Raw genomic sequence first — 4,076 nt, 5'->3', positions numbered from 1 at the left:
AATAATGTTAATGCGCAAAATTTTTACGAAAAATTAGGCTGGTTTCCAAGGGATGAAATACGCATGTATTCGTTTAATAACTCAAGTAATCCAAACGTTTAGTGGCAGCTTATAACAAACGGCTCAAGAGGGATTGCCAACGCGTGGCGACTTTAGTACAAAATTGAAGCTCAGTGTTTACAGTATGTTTTTTAAGTTCGGCGGTGCGTTGTCAACCCCTTAGCCGGGCGTTATGCAACTCAGGTAAATTTAGGGGTTCAATCTTTTGGGATTTCTCCGGCCATTCGTTTTGTGTTGTCGGCAAATGAGCATTTTTACCCTCAAATTCGTGGTCAACTCAAACCGTAAAACAGGCAAAGTTCTTTGCTTGCCTCAATCGGTTTTAGCGCTGGCGCGTTGTCAGTTTGGCAGGCGCAAAATGTGGAAAGGGCAAGTTTATCGAGCATTGTACACTTGCTGAAGTTTTCGCTCGTTGAGTTTTCCTGATTCAAAAGCTTGGTTTGTTGTTGAAAGGTGGGCTTTGTTTTGGCGGCTTATTTGTCATGGCTCTGGCTTGGGTTGATTCTTGAATCACTCAACCATTGCAATTGTGGCTTTGGGTCGTGTAAAGTCAGTTTATCTCATTGAATTTGCATAACAAACGGTTAAAGAGGGACTGCCAACGCGTGGCGGTTTTTGTTCAAATCGGCCTTTGTGATTACGGTTGTTATTTTGAGTTCAGTGTTTTGCGTTGTCAGCCCCTTAACCGGGCGTTATGAGTAAATTGGTATTGGAGTCCAAATTTAATGTCAGAAAAAGAAAAAATGTTAGCAGGTAAGCTTTATGATCCAAGTGATGAAGACTTATTAAAGCTAAGATTGAACGCTAGATTGTTAACTGAAAAGTTGAATACAACCTCTGTTGAGTTTCAACAAAAGCGTGTTGAAATAATTAAGCATTTGTTCGGCACAACAGGTGACAATATTCACATTGAATCTTCTTTCAATTGTGACTATGGCTCTAACATTCATGTTGGTGATAATTTCTATGCTAATTTCGGCTGCGTGATTTTGGATGTTGCGGAAGTAAAATTTGGTAAGAACTGTTTACTTGCACCTCAAGTTGGAATTTATACTGCAACACATCCCTTAGACCCAACCGAGAGGAACAGTGGTTTAGAGTTAGCAAAGCCAATAACCATTGGTGACAATTGTTGGATAGGTGGTAATGCGGTTATCAATCCTGGTGTGACCCTTGGGAATAATGTGGTGGTAGCCTCTGGTGCAGTGGTAACGAAGAGTTTTGGAGACAACGTCGTAATTGGTGGTAACCCAGCGAAAGTGTTAAAAGAAATCAGCGCTAAGCCATAATTTACTCATAACAAACGCTTCAAGAGGGACAGCCAACGCGTGGCATTTTTATTATGCGTTGGTTTTAGTGATTACGGTGTTATGCGGTAAGTTGGCAGTAGCGTTGTCTGCCCCTTAAGCGGGCGTTATGCTTAATCCATAAGAATCAGTAGGTTGTGTTTGTCGATTCCGTTGGCATTTCGTTCAGGTTTCGTCGGCAATTCAATATTGTTTTTCGCTGCCTAATGAAGCTGCAGTGTATCTGGCGCTGAAAAATCGCGGTGATTGCCTCATTGTGTTGTTGAGTCTGCGCGAGGTTAGTGTTGTTGGCTCAAGTCGCTTTGAGCAGTTTGGTGCCTTTACCTACAGGCTTAAAGTCTGTAGGCAATTGAATATTGTTTTGCGCTGCCTAATGAAACAGCAATGTGTCTGTCGCTGTAAATTTCAGTGTTATTGCCTCATTGAGTTGTCGCGCCCATGCGTGGTGAGTGAGTTTGTCGGAGAGGGTTTCCACATTGGCCTAGTTGCTAAATGAAAGCCTGCATTGGTCAGTTCATAGGTAAAAGTTGAGCCAGCTCTAGTTCAAGAAAATTCGAGTTTTGGTCAATGATTTCAGTGGGTTATTCTTGAGTTTGTTCAAATGTAAATTGTTGAAGCTTAAGCATAACAAACGCCTCAAGAGGGACTGTCAACGCGTAGCGTTTCCAGTCCCATTGAGCCGCGGTGGTTTCGGTTGTTGTGTTTGATTTTGGTGTAATGCGTTGCCAGCCCCTTAGGCGGGCGTTATGCAGTTATTTGAGCATGGATGAAAAAGTGATTATCAGAAAAGTAACAGTCGAAGATGCAGAGTCAGTATTGTCATTAATGTACCAATTAGATCGAGAGTCTAAATTTATGCTGCTTGAACCAGAAGAAAGGACAACCACACTGGAGCAGCAAATTCAAATTATTCACTCATTCAATGATTTATCTAATAAGGTGATGTATTTACTGACCAATGATGAAAAGGCTTTTGGTTTCATTGTCGGTGTAGGTAATACAGTCAATCGCAATAAACACTGCATGTCTTTGGTCATTGGCCTTCTCCAAGCTGTTACAGGCCAAGGATTTGGAAAAGAATTAGTAAACAAGCTTGAAGGCTGGGCGATTTCTCATGGATATAGCCGGCTAGAGTTGACCGTAATGCAGCACAATGAGAGAGCTAAAAGGCTCTATGAGTCATGTGGTTTTGAAGTTGAGGGTTTAAAGCGCCATTCTCTGGTTGTCGATGGTGAGTATGTTAATGAGCTGTACATGTCTAAGCTATTAACCGCATAACAAACACCTCAAGAGGGACTGTCAACGCGTAGCGTTTCCAGTCCCATTGAGCCGCGGTGGTTGCAGTTGTTGTGTTTAAGTTTAGTGGTAATGCGTTGTCAGCCCCTTAGGCGGGCGTTATGTGTAATCGACGCAATTACCTGAAATTTTAACTAGCCAACAGTTTATAGTTTGGCTGTTCTGTATAATCCACTGATTGCAATGCATAAAGAGGATTATCATATGGATTTTATTGAACGATTACAGGCACTAGCTAAAAAGGTTTCTCAGGTGTCTGGGAATCTAGCAACAGAAGAAGCGACAAAAAACGCATTAGTAATGCCCTTTTTACATTCAGTTTTAGGTTACGATGTGTTTGACCCAAATGAAGTCATACCAGAATTTACGGCAGACACTGGGACTAAAAAAGGTGAAAAAGTTGATTATGCGCTTATCAAAGATGGTGTCGTTCAAATTCTGATCGAGTGTAAGAAATATGGGGAGCAGTTATCTCCCAAACATGCTAGTCAGTTATTCAGATACTTCTCAGTCACAAACGCAAGAATTGCTATTTTAACTAATGGTTCACAATATCAGTTTTTTACTGATCTTGATGCTCCAAATAAAATGGATGAAAAGCCATTTCTTACCCTCGATCTTGAAGATCTAGATGAACATACTGTTCCTGAAATTAAAAAGTTAACTAAATCGTCATTTGATGTTGAATCTGTTGTTGATGCAGCAGGTGAACTAAAATATCTCAATCAAATTAAACGGATTCTTAGTGAACAATTTCAAGCTCCTGAAGAAGACTTTGTTAAGTTTTTTACATCAAGAGTTTACGATGGAGTTCAAACAGCAAAAGTTAAGTCGCAGTTTTTAGAGATAACAACAAAGGCATTAAAACAGTTTTTGAACGATAGCATTAATTCTCGCCTAAAGTCTGCAATTGGTGCTGATGCCAAAGAAACGATCAAGCTAGATGTAAAAGTTGAGCCTGATGATGAATCATTAACTACAAGTGAGAAACCTAAGATTCATACTACAGATGAAGAAATTGAAGGTTTCAATATCGTTAAGGCTATTTTGAGACAAAAGGTTGGTGTGACCAGAATTTGCGCAAGAGATACACAAAGCTATTTTGGTATATTGCTTGACGATAATAACCGTAAGCCATTGTGTCGTTTATGGTTTAATACGAAACAAAAATATATCGGCCTCTTTGATGAGGAAAAAAATGAAACTCGCCATCCAATAGAAACAGTCGATGACATCTTTAATTTCAGTGAGCATCTACAAAATACCCTTTCTCTATATGAGTAAATACACATAACAAACGCCTCAAGAGGGACTGTCAACGCGTGGCGTTTCCAGTCCCAATGAGTCGCGGTGGTTACGGTTGTTGTGATTGAGTTTAGTGTTATGCGTTGCCAGCCCCTTAGGCGGGCGTTA

The 4,076-nt window shown here is 40.5% G+C and carries 4 protein-coding genes and 1 pseudogene; all 5 read left to right on the top strand.

The features are described from left to right. Positions 1–102 (top strand): annotated as a pseudogene (locus AACT23_RS13705) (GNAT family N-acetyltransferase); the annotation flags it as partial. 683 nt (positions 103–785) lie between these two features. Beyond that, positions 786–1,349, top strand: coding sequence for a sugar O-acetyltransferase (locus AACT23_RS13700; protein WP_088733285.1), 564 nt, complete (start codon positions 786–788; stop codon positions 1,347–1,349). Positions 1,350–1,584: 235 nt separating this feature from the next. Next, positions 1,585–1,863, top strand: a complete 279-nt coding sequence (locus AACT23_RS13695; protein WP_032469024.1) for a DUF3709 domain-containing protein — start codon at positions 1,585–1,587, stop codon at positions 1,861–1,863. A 266-nt stretch (positions 1,864–2,129) separates the two neighbouring features. After that, the gene (locus AACT23_RS13690; protein ID WP_094129315.1) at positions 2,130–2,645 is read left to right on the top strand and encodes a GNAT family N-acetyltransferase; all 516 of its coding nucleotides are present in this window, start codon (positions 2,130–2,132) and stop codon (positions 2,643–2,645) included. Between the two features lie 222 nt (positions 2,646–2,867). Continuing rightward, entirely contained in the window at positions 2,868–3,947 is a 1,080-nt protein-coding gene (locus AACT23_RS13685; protein WP_032473199.1) for a type I restriction endonuclease, read from the top strand. Positions 3,948–4,076: the final 129 nt, after the last annotated feature.

It is taken from the genome of Vibrio sp. V09_P4A23P171 (assembly GCF_963875615.1).
Lineage (GTDB): Bacteria > Pseudomonadota > Gammaproteobacteria > Enterobacterales > Vibrionaceae > Vibrio > Vibrio anguillarum.
Note: the sequence above shows the minus strand (reverse complement) of the source record. Positions and strands in the feature narration are given on the sequence as shown.

Excerpts from the sequence above, each read along its gene's own strand:
- AACT23_RS13685 (WP_032473199.1), top strand. The coding sequence starts at position 2,868 with ATGGATTTTATTGAACGATTACAGGCACTAGCTAAAAAGGTTTCTCAG.
- AACT23_RS13690 (WP_094129315.1), top strand. The coding sequence starts at position 2,130 with ATGGATGAAAAAGTGATTATCAGAAAAGTAACAGTCGAAGATGCAGAG.
- AACT23_RS13700 (WP_088733285.1), top strand. The coding sequence starts at position 786 with ATGTCAGAAAAAGAAAAAATGTTAGCAGGTAAGCTTTATGATCCAAGT.